This is a genomic window from Oceaniradius stylonematis (assembly GCF_003149475.2).
In the GTDB taxonomy this organism is placed as follows: domain Bacteria; phylum Pseudomonadota; class Alphaproteobacteria; order Rhizobiales; family Rhizobiaceae; genus Roseitalea; species Roseitalea stylonematis.
This window is the reverse complement of the sequence record NZ_QFWV02000004.1, coordinates 542,439-555,917: the sequence shown is the minus strand read 5'-3', so window position 1 is coordinate 555,917 and position 13,479 is coordinate 542,439. Positions and strand designations below refer to the sequence as shown.

Genomic DNA, 13,479 nt, shown 5'->3' with positions numbered 1-13,479 from the left:
ACTACCTATATGGAGCGGCAAAGGTTGCATCGGTAAATGGGAAGACGGTCGCGCATGTTCAAACAGTTCCTACGCTTTTTTGCCGCGGCCGGATTTGCGTTCGGTCTGGCAACGCTGCCGGCGAAGGCCGAGACCGTGCGCGGCGTCGGTTTTGGCGACAGCCTGATGGCCGGCTATCAGCTTCCCGCCGGCACCGGTTTTCCCGAACAGCTCGAAGCCGCGCTGCGGGCCGAGGGGTTCGATGTCGCGATCACCAATGCGGGCGTCTCCGGCGACACGAGCTCGGGCGGCCTGGCGCGGCTGGACTGGTCCGTGCCCGACGGTACCGATTTCGTCATCCTGGAGCTTGGCGGCAATGATGCGCTGCGCGGCATCTCGCCGGATGTGACGCGCGCCAATCTGGATGCGATGATCGAACGGCTCAAGGAACGCGATATCGACGTGATCCTTGCCGGCATGCGCGCGCCGCCGAACATGGGCGGCGACTATGCGGACCGGTTCGACGCGATCTTCGCCAACCTTGCCGAAACCCATGACGTACCGCTCTACCCGTTCTTTCTGGACGGCGCGATCACGGTCGACGGCATGATGCAGGCCGATGGGATCCACCCCACGGCCGACGGTGTTGCGCAGATGGTCGAACGCTTCCTGCCGCTGATGCGGACCTACCTGTCCGGGAAGGAAGCCGGCTGACGGAAATCGTTAACGAATCGTATCGGAAAATCACCTTGCGCTTCACGCGCATGCGTGATTCGCTTGCATCAAGGCGGGGGTGATTTGCGGTCCGCGCGATGGCAAAGCCCACCGCTCGAAACGAGGGGACACTGCCATGCCGCGCCTTTTCGCCGCTCTCGAAATCCCTCACCATGCCGCAACCCACATGTCGATGCTTCGCGGAGGCCTGCCCGGTGCCCGCTGGATCGACATGGAGAACTACCACCTCACGCTGCGGTTCATCGGTGACATCGAACACCACATGGCGGACGAGATCGCCCATGCACTCGAGCGCGTGCACCGGCGGCCCTTCTCGCTCGGCCTGTCAGGCCTTGGCGCATTCGGCGGCAAGAAGCCGCATTCGCTGTTCGCCGTTCCCACCGCCTCGCCGGATCTCATCGATCTTCAGGCGGAAATCGCACGCATCTGCCGGCGCCTGGGCTTGGCGCCCGATCCGCGCAAATTCACGCCCCATGTGACGCTGGCGCGCTTGCGCAACGTCACGCCTCAGGCAGTGGCCAACTATCTTTCGGTGCGCGGCGGCTTCTTCGTGCCATCCTTCAAGGTCGACCATTTCACGCTGATGTCCTCGCGCGATTCGGTTGGCGGCGGGCCTTACATTGTCGAGGAAAGCTACCCGCTGTCGCGCGACAGCTTCCCGGCCAGTACGGCGGCGAGCGCGGCGGCGCCGGCCATTATGTCGCAATAGACCGCCTCGAAGTCCGCTTCGGCCCCGTAATAGGGATCGGCGACATCGCGGGTCTTGCCGGTGGCGTGGCCCAGAAACAGATCGATCGTCGCCTTGTTGTCGAAAGCGGCCATCCGCGTCAGCGCCTGCACGTTTTTGTGGTCCATGCCCAGGATCAAGTCGAAGGCGTGGAAATCGTCGCGGCTGATCTGCCGGGCCCGCTGGCCGGAAATGTCGATGCCGTTCCGGGCGGCCACGGCGATGGCCCGCGCATCGGGCGCTTCGCCCGCATGCCAGTTCCCGGTGCCCGCCGAATCGATGCTCAGCCCATCCGACAGGCCGGCGCGCGCCGCCTCGGCGCGGAACACGCCCTCGGCCAGCGGCGACCGGCAGATATTGCCCAGGCACACGAAAAGAACCCGCATCGCCGGCTTTCCCTTGTTGCCCGATCCCCTAAACTGACCGGACATCGAAGATCGGAGCCCGGACCATGCCCAAACCCTGCCTTACGACCGACGAATTGACAACGGCGCTCGAAACGCTGGAGGGCTGGACCGCCGAGGAGGACGGCAAGGCGGTCACCCGGACGTTCAAGTTCGGCACCTTCACCCAAGCGTTCGCCTTCATGACGGCCGCCGCACTGACGGCCGAAAAGATGGATCACCATCCCGAATGGTTCAACGTCTACAACCGGGTCGACGTGCGGCTGACCACCCACGATTCGGGCGGCGTCACTGCGTTGGACATCGCGCTTGCCGAAGCCATGAACAAGGCGGCCGGCTAGCCGGAGCGCTTGAAACGACTGCATGGCGCGCCCATGTCACGCCGAGGAGGGCGTGCGATGGACGACGTCAAGATCGGTGAGATTCTGGAGCCCGGGTCCGAGGATACCCAGACCCGCCGTGAACGGAAGGTGCGCAGCAAGTTCTGGCCCAAGGTCAAGCGCTATGCGCGGATGATCCCGTTCATCGACGAGGTCGTTGCGGGCTATTTCTGCGCGATGGATCCCGAGACGCCGCCGCGCGTGCGCGGCATCCTTTTGGCCGCGCTGGCCTATTTCATTCTGCCGCTCGACACCATTCCCGACTTCCTGCTCACTTTCGGCTTCGGCGACGACATCGCCGTTCTGACCGCAGCGTTCGCCGCCGTCAAAGGCAACATAACCGACGCCCATCGCGCCGCGGCCCGCAAGGCACTGGCCGAGGAAGACATCGACACCGCAGGCCCTGCCGATGCCGGGGACGGTCCCGTCGTCGACGGCGAGGCAACGCGCACCTGACCGGCGGCCGCATGCGGCTCGCTTTCGGCAAGTACCTGGCCTATTGAACGGTCATCGTTCCCGTCAGGCCTCCGCGTCCCATGCTCGACATCCTGCTGACCGTTCTCCCCGTCTTCATCCTGATCGGGGTCGGTTATGGCGCGGTCCGGTCGGGCTATCTGAAGGACAATTTCGCCGACGCGCTGAACATTTTTGCGGTCCGCATCGCGGTGCCGGTCCTCCTGTTCCGGGCCATGGCGGGGCTCGACCTCGGGCAGGCCTTCTCGCCACAGCTTCTTGTCAGCTTCTATACCGGCGCGTTCGTCTGTTTTGCCGGCGGCATCATCGTCGCGCGGACAGTGTTCAAACGCCGCCCCGGCGAGGCGGTCGCCGTCGGCTTTGCCGGCACATTCTCCAACTCGGTCCTGCTCGGGCTGCCGATCGTCGAACGTGCCTATGGCGGCGAGACGGTCACCATGGCGTTCGGCATCATCGCGCTGCATGCACCGCTGATCTATGCGGTCGGCATGATAACGATGGAGCTGATGCGGCGCGACGGCCGGACGCTGCGCGAAGCGCTGACCGATGCTCTCAAATCGATCCTCGCCAATCCGCTGATGGCGGGAATCCTGGCGGGATTGGGCGTCAATGCCACCGGCATCGTCCTGCCTGAACCGGTGCAGGCGGCGGTCGACATGCTGGCTGCGGCGGCGATCCCGGTGGCGCTGGTCGGGATCGGCGCCGCCCTGACACGCTACACGCTGACGGCGGCGCTGCCCGAAACGCTGACCGCGTCGGGCTTTGCGCTGATCGTCCACCCGGCGATCGCGTTCCTCCTGTCCCATCATGTGTTCGGTCTGTCGAGCACGGCCGTCCACGCCGCCGTGGCGCTGGCCGCCATGCCGCCCGGCGTCAACATCTACATCTTCGCCAGCCTTTACGACCGTGCGGTCAATCTGGCCGCATCGACCCTGCTGCTGGCGACCGCCCTGTCGGTCGTCTCGGTGACCGTCTGGCTGTACATCGTCGACACGCTGTTGCCGCTTTAGAACGGCCCCGGCTTTACGCGCTGCGGCGTCCGCCCCTTCGGCTTGCATGACCATGCACATGTTCGGCACCGGCGACCGTAACCCGGTTGCGTCCCGCTTCCTTGGAATCATAGAGCGCGTGGTCGGCGGCAATCAGCGCGCCGGCGATCCCGTCATCGCCGATCGCGGCAACGCCCAGACTTGCGGTGACCGGCCGGTCGTCGGGCATGATGTCGCGCAGCTCGGTCTCGATGGAAACGCGGATCGCCTGGGCCAGCGCCGTCGCCACGGGCAGTTCCGTGCGCGTAACCAGGATCGCGAACTCCTCCCCGCCCAGCCGGCCGCACAGATGCGGGCGCGGCGCGGCGACGGCGATGACCGATCCGACGCCGGCGATCACCCTGTCGCCCTGGTCGTGTCCATGGGTGTCGTTGATCGTCTTGAAATGGTCGATGTCGAGCATGATCAGCGCGGCGGGGCGCGCGGCCAGCCGGTTGCCTTCATCGAGAAAGCCGCGCCGGTTCAGAAGGCCGGTCAGGCTGTCGGTCATCGACGCCTGCCGATAGGTGGCCGCCAGATCGCTCATCGCCAGAAAGAAGATGGTTCCCGCAAAGGCGAAAAGGGTCGCCGCGAACGGCGTTGCCGCATAAGTGCCGTACAGCTCGGCCTGCTCCGCCGGCGAAAGGGTGCCATGGCTGACCGCCCACGCGGCGACCAAGGGACGGATGAGGACCGACAGGATGACCGCGCACAGCATGGTGGCCAGAAACCGCGTGCGGGAACTGATCGCCGGCAGGCGGTAGAGCCGGACGACCACCATCACAGGCAACGCCACCTGGAACAGGCTGACCGTTGCCAGCCGCATCAGCGACAACTCACCAAGCGGTGCCAGGACGGCGATCACGAAGGCGCCGATGATCGCGGTCAAGGCGAATATGCGCCCGGGCAGGGGCAGCCTTGCGTGCGTGCAAATGCCCTTCGAGACCAAAAGGAAGCCGGTGCAGACGAGCACATCGTCAAGGATGAAGAACAGGCCGTGGAAAGGCGCGATCTCGGTCATCACATAGGCCGCGCTGCTGCCGATGAACGCACCCGCGCCGGCCAGATACCAAAGAAGGTGCCGGGCCGAACGATCGAACAGATAGGCGGCGATGAACAGCGCCACATAATTCAGGCCCAGCAGCACGCCCGCTGTCGCGACAATGTCGCCAATGCCCAGTGTCACATTCGGCTCCCCGGAAAGTCGGGAGCGATGGTCGCACAATGGCCTTAAGGCGACGTGAACCGGCGCCCAAAATAATTTGGCGCGCTATGACGATCTTGCCGGCAATCCTTCAAGATAGGCGGCCACCTCGTCGGTCGGGATCACGTCGGCATACTTGCAGTTGAGGTCGAACAGCGAAATCGCATGGCTGGCCTCGAACCGGTCGAACGCCGTCTCTTCGGGGATCACCACCTTGAAGTTGAACGAATAGGCATCGACCGTGGTCGCCCGCAGGCAGCCTGACGAGGTGCAGCCGGTCATGATCAGCGTGTCGACGTCAAGATAATTCAGATGGCTCATGAACAGCGTGCCGAAGAAGGCCGAGGGTTTGCGTTTGCCGATCAGGATATCCTGGGGGCGCGGCGCCAGGGGCGCCACGGTCTGCGTGGCGTGTGTGCCCTCCTGCGAGGTCTTTTCATGCCCGCGATGGCTCTTTGACACCTGAACGCCGCTGTCGATCATGTCGGGACGGCGCTCGCTCTGGGTGTAGAAGATCGGAATGTCGATCTCCCGCGCCAGATGCATCAACCGTTCGATATGCGGCACCGCGTTCCAGCCGACCGGCCCGCAATGGGTGCGGTATTTGCCAACGCCCTCCTCATGGCTTTCGCCGGGTGCATCGCCGCAGAAATTGTACTGCACATCGATGATGAACAGCGCCGGCCGCTTGCCAAAGCCGCCGCGCTTGCCATAGCCGGCGAGCTGGAAGATTTGCTTGTCGTGATCGGTCAGGAACCGGTCCCAGATTCGCTCGGTCATAATTGTTCCTCTTGTCAGGGAGCGCGGTGCATGTAGCGGCCCGGCGCTGCAGGTTCCGGGGACAGCCAGCCATCGTCGACCACCACCGTGCCGCGCAGGATCGTGTGCGTGATCGCGCCGCGATAGGTCCTGCCGGCATAGGGCGAATAGTCGGAAAAGGAGGGGTACGCGTCGGCCGCCACACTTGTCTGGCCGGCAGGATCGACAATGGCGAAATCGGCGTCGTAGCCGGGCGCGATGCGTCCCTTGCCGGGGAGCGAATAAAGGTCCGCCACATTGCACGAGATGGTCGCCGCAAGCCGCTCGATGGGAATCTGGCGCTTGTGGTATCCCTCCTCGATCAGGACCGGCAGCACCTGCGCGATGCCGGGGAAGCCTGCGGTCGCGGACCAGATGTCGGGTCCCTTCGTCGACACCTTGCGCGGCACATGGTCCGATCCGATGGTCTGGATATCGCCGGCACGAACCCCTTCCCAAAGGCCGTCGACGTCGGATTGCGGCCTTAGCGGCGGATTGACCTTGCCGATCGGGCCGAGCGGACAGTCCCTCGTCAGCGACAGATAGTGGATACAGGTTTCGACGTTGATCCTGGGCCGGTCCTTGTGGCGCAGGCGGCGCACCAGATCGAGACTTTCGACCGCCGACATGTGCACGATGTTGACGTCGCATCCGGCCTTTTCGCCGAAGAAGGCAACCCGGAACACGTTCTCGGTTTCCAGAAAGCCCGGCGACTGCTCGTCCCATGCGGCGAGATCGTCGCGGCCGGCCGCCTTCAGCGGATCGCGGAAGACCGGGATCACCTCGGTGTTCTCGCAATGCACGCCAACCACGCCGCCCTTGACCTTCGCACCGGCCTGAAGCGCCGAAAACAAGAGCGCATCGTCGACTTCCGTGAAGCCCTTGGCGGCGCCGGTCGCGCCCTTGTACATCAGATAGACCTTGATCGAGGTTACCCCGAACCGTTTGGACAGTTCGCCAAGTTCGGCCACGTGGCGGCGCGAGGTAACGCCGAAATGCAGACCGAAATCGGTCTCCGCCCGCGCTTCACCGGCTGCAATCCAAGGCCCGGTCGATGCGCCGAGATCATCGTGGCGCCAGAAACTCATCAGACCGGTCACGCCACCCAGTGCCGCGGTCGCCGTCTCGGTCGCCCAATCGTTTTCCTTGTCGCCGAAGCCGATATGGGTGTGCGGGTCAATGACGCCCGGCAGGATCCAGCGGTCGGTGCAATCGATCACGCGTGCCGCGTTACAGACTTCGCCCCGATCCAGAATCGCGGCGATCTTGCCGCCTTTGACGGCGACGCTGCCACGGCGGATGGTCTGGCCGGGAAAGACGATCTCTCCGTTTTCAAGAACCAGATCATGGCTCATCGCGGCGTCTCCTGTTTTTGCCCGGCCAGCAAACGTTCGCCGGCATCGTTCCAGACCTCCTGCCTGACGATCAGACCGTCTTTCAGTTCGAACAGGTCGATGAACCGGATGCCGTCGAACGGCGTTCCATCCGGCCATCGCCCGAAAAGCGTTCCTGCGAACAGAACATGGGTTCCTGCGTTCTCGGACCAGGCCGACCGCCGCTCGATCGTCTTTCCGATAGCCGCATAGCGCCCGCTCGAATTGGCGACGATCTCGTCAATCCGCGTGAAATGCCGGCCGCCCGGAAATGTCAGATCGAGATCGCCTTCGGACACGCAGGCTCGCGCACCGTCAAGGTCACGGGCTTCCATGGCGGCCAGGTAAGTCTCGACGGTCTCGACAGCCTCGTTCAACTCATCCGGCATGGCGGCGCTCCTCACTCTTCAAGCCATCGAGCAGCGTTGCGAACAGCCCGCCGCTCCGCAGCAGGGCTGCTTCATGCGCGCTGGCCAGATCGAGCCGGCCCTTGAATGTGCGTGCGCCCTGTGGGCCATGGGCGGTGATCGACACCGGTGACCCGGTATCGAGCGCCGCATGCAGGCCGGAAACGTCGAAGCGCTCGAACCCGGTCAGGCCAAGACCGTCCGCATCCTCGCCGGACAAGAAGGTTATCGGAACGATGCCCATACCGATCAGGTTGGCGCGATGGATGCGCTCGAAATTCTCGGCCAGCACCATGCGCACGCCGAGCAGCTTGGGACCTTTGGCGGCCCAGTCGCGGCTGGACCCCATGCCATAGTCGCGGCCGGCCAGCACCATGACGGGAACCCCTTCGTCACGATAAGCCTCGGCTGCCGTGAACACGGTCTCAATCGTCCCTTCGGGCGCCCGACGGGACCAGCCGCCCTCGCGTTCGGGGACCAGACGGTTCTTCATCCGCTGGTTGGCGAAGGTCACGCGCGCCATGAATTCATGGTTGCCGCGCCTTTGGGTCACGGCATTGAAGGCTTGCGGCTGGACACCCTGGCCGATGAGATATTGTCCTGCCTGACTGTCGGGCAGGATTTCACCGCTCGGCGTCACATGATCCGTCGTCAAGCTGTCACCGGTATGGATCAGAACGCGCAGGCCTTCGATGGCATCGGGAAGGGGATCGGTGGCCAGTTCGAAGAAGGGGGGACGGCGGATATAGGTCGAGGCCTCGTCCCAGGCGAAGCGGGTGCCGCCGGGCGCGTCCAGGCGCTGCCACAGCTCGGCCCCGTCGAAAAGCGTGGCGTAGCTTTTTTGGAACCGATCCGGCCGTTGGCTCGCCTCGACGAGCCGCTGCACGTCCGCCGCGTCCGGCCATATGTCGCGCAAAAAGACAGGCTGCCCTCTCGCGTCCGTGCCCAGCGGCTCTGTCTCGAAATCGATGTCGACACGGCCGGCGAGCGCGAACGCAACCACCAGAGGCGGCGAGGCAAGATAGGCCGCACGCACCGACTTGTGGATGCGGCCTTCGAAGTTCCGGTTGCCCGACAGGACCGCAGCCGCGACCAGATCGTTGTCTGCGATCGCCTCCGCCAGATCGGCGTCGATCGGGCCGGATTTTCCCGAGCATGTCGTGCAGCCATAGCCGACGACGTGAAATCCGAGTGCCTCAAGCGAAGCAAGAAGCCCGGCTTCGTCTAGATAGTCGGTAACCAGTCGCGACCCCGGAGCGAGTGACGTCTTCACCCAGCCGGGTACGGCCAGTCCCCTTGCAACCGCATTGCGCGCCAGAAGACCGGCGCCGATCATGACTGACGGGTTCGACGTGTTGGTGCACGAGGTGATCGCCGCGATGGCGATCGTGCCGTGCCGGACGGGCCGGTCAAGACCAGCCACCGGCACGCGCATGTCCACCTGATCCGGTGTCAGCCCGAACCCGCCCGCGGAAACCGGCGCCGTGAGAGCGGCGGTGAAAGCGTCTTTCAATCCGGTCAATGGCACCCGGTCCTGCGGGCGTTTCGGCCCGGCAACGCTGGGCGCAACCGTCGACAGGTCGATTTCCACCACGTCGGAGAATTCCGGCTCGGGATCGCCGGCCTCGGCGAACAGCCCGACGGCTTTCGCATACGCCTCGATGCGCGCGACATGTGCCGCGTCCCGCCCCGACTGCCGCAGATAGGCCAGCGTCTGGTCATCGATCGGAAACAGGCAGGCGGTCGCACCATATTCGGGTGCCATGTTGGCGATGGTCGCGCGGTCCGGAACGGTCAGTTCCGGCAGGCTGGGGCCAAACGCCTCGATGAAGTCGCCGACAACGCCCACTTCGCGCAACCGCTCGGTGACGCGCAGAACGAGGTCCGTCGTCGTTGCGCCGGCCGGCAGACGCCCCGTCAGCCGCAGCCCGACCACCCGCGGCACGCGCGCGACATAGGGCAGACCGAGCGCCGCTGCCTCGCCGTCAATGCCGCCGACGCCCCAGCCAAGGACGCCAAGACCATTGACCATGGGCGTGTGGCTGTCGCAGCCGAGAACGAACTCGGGCCCGCTGAGCCTTCCGATGCCCGGCAAGTCGACCGTCTCGATAACCTGCGCCAGCCGCTCCAGATGCACCTGATGAATGATGCCAGCCCCCGGCGGGACGACGCGGAGCATGTCGAATGCCTGTTCGGCCCATTTGAAGAAGCTGTAGCGCTCGGCATTGCGGCGGTACTCGTGCGCGATGTTCTGCGCTTGCGCGTCGGAACGGCCGGCAACATCGACGATCAGGGAATGATCGACGACAAGCGTGACGGGAACCTTGGGCTCGACCGTTCCGGCGTCGCCGCCCTGCGTGGCGACCACATCGCGCGCGGCGGCCAGATCCATCAGCACCGGCAGGCCCGAACTGTCGGGAAGAATGACACGGGAGACGGTGAGCGGAACGGAAAGGCCGCTCGTGCGCGGCGTCCAGCCGGCAATCTTGGCCACATCGGCTTCGGACGCGTCGCCAGCAAGGGCCCGGCGGGCAAGATTCTCCAGAATGATGCGAAGGCAATGTGGCAGTGGCCGCTGCCGGCTGGCGGTCAGCGCGCGAAGGTCCACACCGACGGATGCGTCAGTGCCCTGCGCCCGAACTGTGACCAATGGGATGTCGACGTTCACCGTCATGCGCTGTCCTGCCACCTCCTCGTTCGGCAGGGTTAGAAAGATGCCGTCAAAGTGTCAACACTTTTTCGAAATTGACTTGAAGCCTCGCGAATATACCGCTATTCCTTGGTCATCAATTGCACAAAACGCACAAAGTGTTGACAGGAGGGCGGGGTGCTGGACGGCGAAGAACGCACATTGGTCGATCGCGTGGTGCGCGAGGTCTTTGCGCTTCTCCTGTCGAGCGAAATCCCGCTTGGCGGCCAGTTGAACGAGGCGGCATTGGCCGCGCGCTTCAAAGTATCGCGCGGACCGATCCGCGAGGCAATAAAGCAGCTGCAGGGGCGCGGGCTCGTCATCAAGGAGCCTTATCTGAAGGCGCGCGTCGTGTCGCTGTCCCTGCCGGACATGATCGAGATCTTCCAGCTTCGCGAGGCGGTCGAGGGCATGTCGGTGCGGCTGGCGACGCGGGCCATGTCCGACAGCGAGCTGGACGAAATGCTCGATGCGTTTTCGGCGGCGCGCGAAGCCGGCAGGGCCGTCGATCTCGACCTTCATGTCCGCATCGCCGAGGGTTGCGGCAACGACCGGATCCGGGCGCTTTTGTGCGACGAACTCTACTATCTTCTGCGGCTCTACCGCGCCCGTTCGGCCGATCGGCCCGGGCGGCGCGAGGACGCATTCACCGAGCACTGGCAGATTTTGCGCGCCATGCGGGCCCGCGATGGCGAACTCGCCGAGTCGCTGATGCGCGCGCATATCGGGCGCGCGACCCGATCACTTGAAACCCTTTTGGCCCAACAGGCCGCGACCACCGACCAAGGATGACATCATGACCGAACCGGCAACGAAACCGGCCCGCCGCATGCGCGAACTTCTGGCTGAGGACGGCATTGTTGTTTCGCCCGGCGTCTATGACGGCTACAGCGTCCGGATGGTCGAGAAGATGGGCTTCAGGACCGCCTGCACGACCGGGGCCGGGCTTGCCAATTCCCGCATGGGCGTGCCGGATGTCGGCATCATGGGGCTGACCGACAATCTCGAAGCCTGCCGCATGATGGCGCGCAGCGTTTCCATCCCCGTGATGGCCGATGCCGATACGGGCTACGGCAACGCCATTGCCGTCTATCATACCATCGAGCGGTTCGAGGAAGCGGGCCTGGCAGGCGTCAACATCGAGGACCAGGTCAGCCCGAAGCGCTGCGGTCACATGACAGGCAAGGATGTCATCGACATGCGCGAGATGGCGCGCAAGATCGAAGCGGCCTGCGACGCGCGCAAGGATGACGACTTCATCGTCCTGGCACGAACCGATGCGATTGCGGTCGAGGGGATCGAAGGCGCCATTCGCCGCGCCCGGCTCTATGCGGCCGCAGGCGCCGACCTGATCTTCGCCGACGCGATCGGCGGCGAGGAACAGATCAAGCGGCTCGTGGATGCGTCCCCGGTTCCGGTCTCGGTCAATATGGGCTTTGGTATCCGCAACCGTCCGACGACGCCGCTGATCCCGGTAAAACGGCTCGAGGCGCTGGGCGTCAAGCGCGTGACCCTGCCGCGCATGCTGCCGGCGGCAGCATTGATGGCCATGGAGAACGCCCTGTCCATCCTGAAAGGCGCCATGGAGAGCGGTGAGGTCGCCGATCATCCGGACCTGCTTTACGGGATCGACGACATCTGGGCACTGATGGGGCAGCCCGAGATCAAGGCAATGGAACAGCGCTATGCCGATCTTGACGCCATTGCCCTGCCCGAGGATCGCGCCGCGTCCTGATCCCGCGGCAAACCCGCCGACTCAGTCGGCCCCGGCGCCTCGGCGTTCGGCTGCCCGCGTCACCAGCTTCTTGATCACCGGCAATGCCATCGTCATAAGCAGCAGCACGCTCGCCGCCAGAAATGCGGCGCTGATCGGCCTGTCGATGAAGGTCGTCATGTCGCCCCGCGAGAACAGCAAGGCACGCCGGAAATGCTGCTCGATGAGCGGCCCGAGGATGAACCCCATCAGCAGCGGTGCGGTCGGATACTGGAACGCGTTCATGACGTAACCCACCAGACCGAACACGATCACCATCAGCACGTCGAACGGGTTGTTGTTGACGCTGTAGACACCGACGCAGATGAAGAAGATGACGGCGGGAAACAGGAGCCGTTTGGGCACGGTGAGAATCCGGACCCAGATGCCGATCAGCGGGATGTTGAGCACCAGCAGCATCAGATTGCCGATCCAGAAGCTGACAACCAGACCCCAGAACAGGTCGGCATGCATGGTGAAGAATTCCGGGCGCGGCTGGATGCCGTGGATCATCATGGCGCCAAGCAGGACCGCCATCGCCGCATCGCCGGGGATGCCGAGCGCCAAGGTGGGAATAAAGGCGGCCTGCGTCGAGGCATTGTTGGCCGCCTCGGGCGCCGAGATGCCTTCGATCGCACCACGGCCGAACCGGCTGGGGTCCTTGGCGACGCGCTTTTCAGCGGCATAGGCCAGGAACGCCGCCAGCGTCGGCCCGGCACCGGGCAGGACGCCGATGAAAGAGCCGATCCCGGCGCCGCGCAAAGACGGTTTCCAGCATTGGCGCAGGTCGGCACGGGTCGGCATCAGGTCCCTGAACCGGACCTTCTGGAGCTTGGACGTGTCCCGCTCGGGCGTGCCCGCATTGCGCAGGATCTCGGCAACGCCGAACAGGCCCATGGCCATGGCCACCAGATTGAGCCCGTCCTGCAGTTCGAGAATGCCGAACGTATAGCGCAACTGGCCCGACGTCGAATCCATCCCCACCATGGCGAGCATGAGGCCGGCAACGACCGAAACAACACCCTTGATGGGACTGCCGAGCGACATGGTTGCCGCCGCGATCAGGCCCAGAAGCATGATCGAGAAATACTCCGCCGATGAGAATTTCAGTGCCATGGCGCCCAGCGCCGGCGCGAAACTCATCAAAAGAATGATCGCAAGGCAGCCGCCAAAAAAGGAGGTGATGGTCGTGATGAACAGCGCGACGCCGGCCCGGCCCTGCTGGGCCATCGGATAACCGTCGATCGCCGTGACGGCCGTCGTCGACGTTCCCGGCAGGTTGAGCAGAATGGACGCCGTGGAGCCGCCATACTGGGCGCCATAGAAGATGCCCGCCAGCATGATCAGCGCGCTCGAAACCTCCAGATGGTAGGTGACCGGCAGGATCATGGCGACGGCCGCCAGCGGGCCGATGCCCGGCAGAACACCGATGAACATGCCGATACTGACGCCGAAAAAGCAGAACATCAGCGCGGCGGGCGACAGCGCCGTCTCGAAACCGAGCGAAAGGCCGGCGATCAGGTCCATG

The 13,479-nt window shown here is 64.5% G+C and carries 14 protein-coding genes; 7 read left to right on the top strand and 7 right to left on the bottom strand.

What is annotated here, in order from left to right:
- Nucleotides 1–54 precede the first annotated feature (54 nt).
- Nucleotides 55–693 carry an arylesterase gene (locus DEM25_RS06370; protein ID WP_109768903.1) on the top strand — a complete coding sequence of 213 codons (639 nt, stop codon included), beginning with the start codon at nt 55–57 and terminating at the stop codon, nt 691–693.
- 136 nt (nt 694–829) lie between these two features.
- Nucleotides 830–1,423, top strand: a complete 594-nt coding sequence (gene thpR / locus DEM25_RS06365) for an RNA 2',3'-cyclic phosphodiesterase (RefSeq protein WP_109768864.1) — start codon at nt 830–832, stop codon at nt 1,421–1,423.
- On the opposite strand, the gene DEM25_RS06360 is transcribed toward thpR, so the two are convergent.
- Nucleotides 1,348–1,827 (bottom strand): low molecular weight protein-tyrosine-phosphatase, encoded by a 480-nt coding sequence (locus DEM25_RS06360; RefSeq protein WP_109768904.1) that lies wholly within the window; start codon nt 1,825–1,827, stop codon nt 1,348–1,350. The two genes, thpR and DEM25_RS06360, sit on opposite strands and share 76 nt — an antisense overlap.
- Before the next feature lie 65 nt (nt 1,828–1,892).
- On the opposite strand from DEM25_RS06360, the gene DEM25_RS06355 reads away from it, so the two are divergent.
- The 3 genes from DEM25_RS06355 (at nt 1,893) to DEM25_RS06345 (ending at nt 3,709) form a co-directional block, all read left to right on the top strand.
- A complete protein-coding gene (locus DEM25_RS06355) occupies nt 1,893–2,186 on the top strand; it encodes a 4a-hydroxytetrahydrobiopterin dehydratase (protein ID WP_109768865.1) in 294 nt (97 codons plus the stop codon).
- Between the two features lie 57 nt (nt 2,187–2,243).
- A complete protein-coding gene (locus DEM25_RS06350) occupies nt 2,244–2,681 on the top strand; it encodes a YkvA family protein (protein WP_109768866.1) in 438 nt (145 codons plus the stop codon).
- Between the two features lie 80 nt (nt 2,682–2,761).
- Nucleotides 2,762–3,709, top strand: coding sequence for an AEC family transporter (locus DEM25_RS06345; RefSeq protein ID WP_109768867.1), 948 nt, complete (start codon nt 2,762–2,764; stop codon nt 3,707–3,709).
- Nucleotides 3,710–3,722: 13 nt separating this feature from the next.
- Here the strand turns inward: DEM25_RS06345 and DEM25_RS06340 are convergent, their stop codons facing one another.
- From DEM25_RS06340 to acnA, 5 genes are all read right to left on the bottom strand, one after another.
- A complete protein-coding gene (locus tag DEM25_RS06340) occupies nt 3,723–4,913 on the bottom strand; it encodes a GGDEF domain-containing protein (protein WP_109768868.1) in 1,191 nt (396 codons plus the stop codon).
- 84 nt (nt 4,914–4,997) lie between these two features.
- Complete coding sequence (locus DEM25_RS06335) at nt 4,998–5,711, bottom strand: isochorismatase family protein (protein WP_109768869.1); 714 nt, start codon at nt 5,709–5,711, stop codon at nt 4,998–5,000.
- Between the two features lie 14 nt (nt 5,712–5,725).
- Entirely contained in the window at nt 5,726–7,084 is a 1,359-nt protein-coding gene (locus tag DEM25_RS06330) for a dihydroorotase (RefSeq protein WP_109768870.1), read from the bottom strand.
- Entirely contained in the window at nt 7,081–7,491 is a 411-nt protein-coding gene (locus DEM25_RS06325) for a nuclear transport factor 2 family protein (RefSeq protein ID WP_109768871.1), read from the bottom strand. Before DEM25_RS06325 ends, DEM25_RS06330 begins: the two co-directional genes overlap by 4 nt.
- Nucleotides 7,481–10,183 carry an aconitate hydratase AcnA gene (gene acnA / locus DEM25_RS06320; RefSeq protein WP_109768872.1) on the bottom strand — a complete coding sequence of 901 codons (2,703 nt, stop codon included), beginning with the start codon at nt 10,181–10,183 and terminating at the stop codon, nt 7,481–7,483. The genes DEM25_RS06325 and acnA overlap by 11 nt, the downstream gene beginning before the upstream one ends.
- Before the next feature lie 153 nt (nt 10,184–10,336).
- On the opposite strand from acnA, the gene DEM25_RS06315 reads away from it, so the two are divergent.
- Both DEM25_RS06315 and DEM25_RS06310 read left to right on the top strand, forming a co-directional pair.
- Nucleotides 10,337–10,990, top strand: coding sequence for a GntR family transcriptional regulator (locus DEM25_RS06315; protein WP_109768873.1), 654 nt, complete (start codon nt 10,337–10,339; stop codon nt 10,988–10,990).
- Nucleotides 10,991–10,994: 4 nt separating this feature from the next.
- A complete protein-coding gene (locus DEM25_RS06310; protein WP_109768874.1) occupies nt 10,995–11,933 on the top strand; it encodes an isocitrate lyase/PEP mutase family protein in 939 nt (312 codons plus the stop codon).
- Between the two features lie 21 nt (nt 11,934–11,954).
- Here DEM25_RS06310 and DEM25_RS06305 read toward each other — a convergent pair whose 3' ends face one another.
- On the bottom strand, nt 11,955–13,478 hold the full coding sequence (locus DEM25_RS06305; RefSeq protein ID WP_109768875.1) for a tripartite tricarboxylate transporter permease: 1,524 nt from the start codon (nt 13,476–13,478) through the stop codon (nt 11,955–11,957).
- Nucleotide 13,479: the final 1 nt, after the last annotated feature.